The organism is Mycobacterium sp. (assembly GCF_039583805.1).
Taxonomy (GTDB): domain Bacteria; phylum Actinomycetota; class Actinomycetes; order Mycobacteriales; family Mycobacteriaceae; genus Mycobacterium.
Window position 1 is genome coordinate 1 of the sequence record NZ_JAVKSH010000153.1, and the last position, 1,325, is coordinate 1,325.

The 1,325-nt window shown below is 70.6% G+C and carries 1 protein-coding gene; it reads left to right on the forward strand.

Annotated features, from left to right (window positions below):
* Positions 1-68 precede the first annotated feature (68 nt).
* Positions 69-1,235, forward strand: coding sequence for a YbhN family protein (locus tag ABDW21_RS15925; RefSeq protein ID WP_343603092.1), 1,167 nt, complete (start codon positions 69-71; stop codon positions 1,233-1,235).
* Positions 1,236-1,325 lie beyond the last annotated feature (90 nt).

Below are 1,325 nucleotides of genomic sequence, written 5' to 3' on the forward strand. Positions count from 1 at the left end.
CAAAGTCCGGGCCGGACACCGCCCATCGCAGCCAGTGCGACGGGGCCGGCACAGCTACCCTGAAGCACGTGTCGCATGACGCGCCGGCCCGAAACGCCAGCCGTGGGCAGGACGAGTCCACGCGCGGCAAGTACTGGTGGTTGCGCTGGGCGGTGCTGGGCGTGGTGGCGATCGTGCTCGCCGTCGAGGTGGGGCTGGTGTGGGACCAGCTGGCGAAAGCGTGGGCGAGCCTCTACTCGGCGAAGTGGTGGTGGCTGCTGGCCGCGGTCGTGGCGGCCGGGGCATCGATACACAGCTTCGCCCAGATCCAGCGCACCCTGCTGAGGTCCGCCGGCGTGCACGTCAGGCAGTGGCGGTCCGAAGCGGCCTTCTACGCCGCCAACTCGTTGAGCACGACGCTGCCCGGCGGCCCGGTGCTCTCGGCGACGTTTCTCTTGCGGCAGCAACGGCTGTGGGGCGCCTCGACGCTGGTGGCGTCGTGGCAGCTGGTGATGTCGGGTGTGCTGCAGGTGGTGGGCCTGGCGCTGCTCGGTCTTGGCGGCGCCTTCTTCCTCGGCGCGAAGAACAACCCCTTCTCGCTGCTGTTCACGCTGGGCGGCTTCGTCGCGTTGCTGCTGCTCGGCCAGGCGGTGGCGTCGCGGCCGGAGCTGATAGAGGGTATCGGCGTCCGGGTGCTGTCCTGGGTGAACTCGCTGCGCGGCAAGCCGGCCGCCACCGGTCTGGCGAAGTGGCGCGAAATCCTCTCCCAGCTGGAGTCGGTCAGCCTGGGACGCCGCGACCTGGGCACCGCGTTCGGATGGTCGCTGTTCAACTGGATCGCCGACGTGGCCTGCCTGGGGTTTGCCGCATACGCCGCCGGCGGCAAACCGTCGGTGGCCGGGTTGACGGTCGCCTACGCCGCGGCCCGCGCCGTGGGTTCCATCCCGCTGATGCCCGGCGGCCTGTTGGTCGTGGAGGCGGTGCTGGTCCCCGGCTTGGTGTCCAGCGGTTTGTCCCTGCCCGACGCCATCTCGGCGATGCTGATCTACCGGCTGATCAGTTGGTTGCTGATCGCCGCGATCGGCTGGGTGGTGTTCTTCTTCATGTTCCGCACCGAGAACGAGGTCGATCCCGACCCCGCGGAAGCAGATGCCGCCGCGCATCCGAACGGCGCCGGCCCGGCCGACGCGCCCGACAACGCACTGCAGGGACCCCTGCCGCCGGACCCGGCGCCCGGCGGTTCGGCATCTGCATAACGGCGATCGGCGACGCGCCGGCCGGACCCGGAATCGGTCACGCCACACCCGGAAATGCGCCCGGCAGTGCGGCCTGCCCCTGTGCGGCCT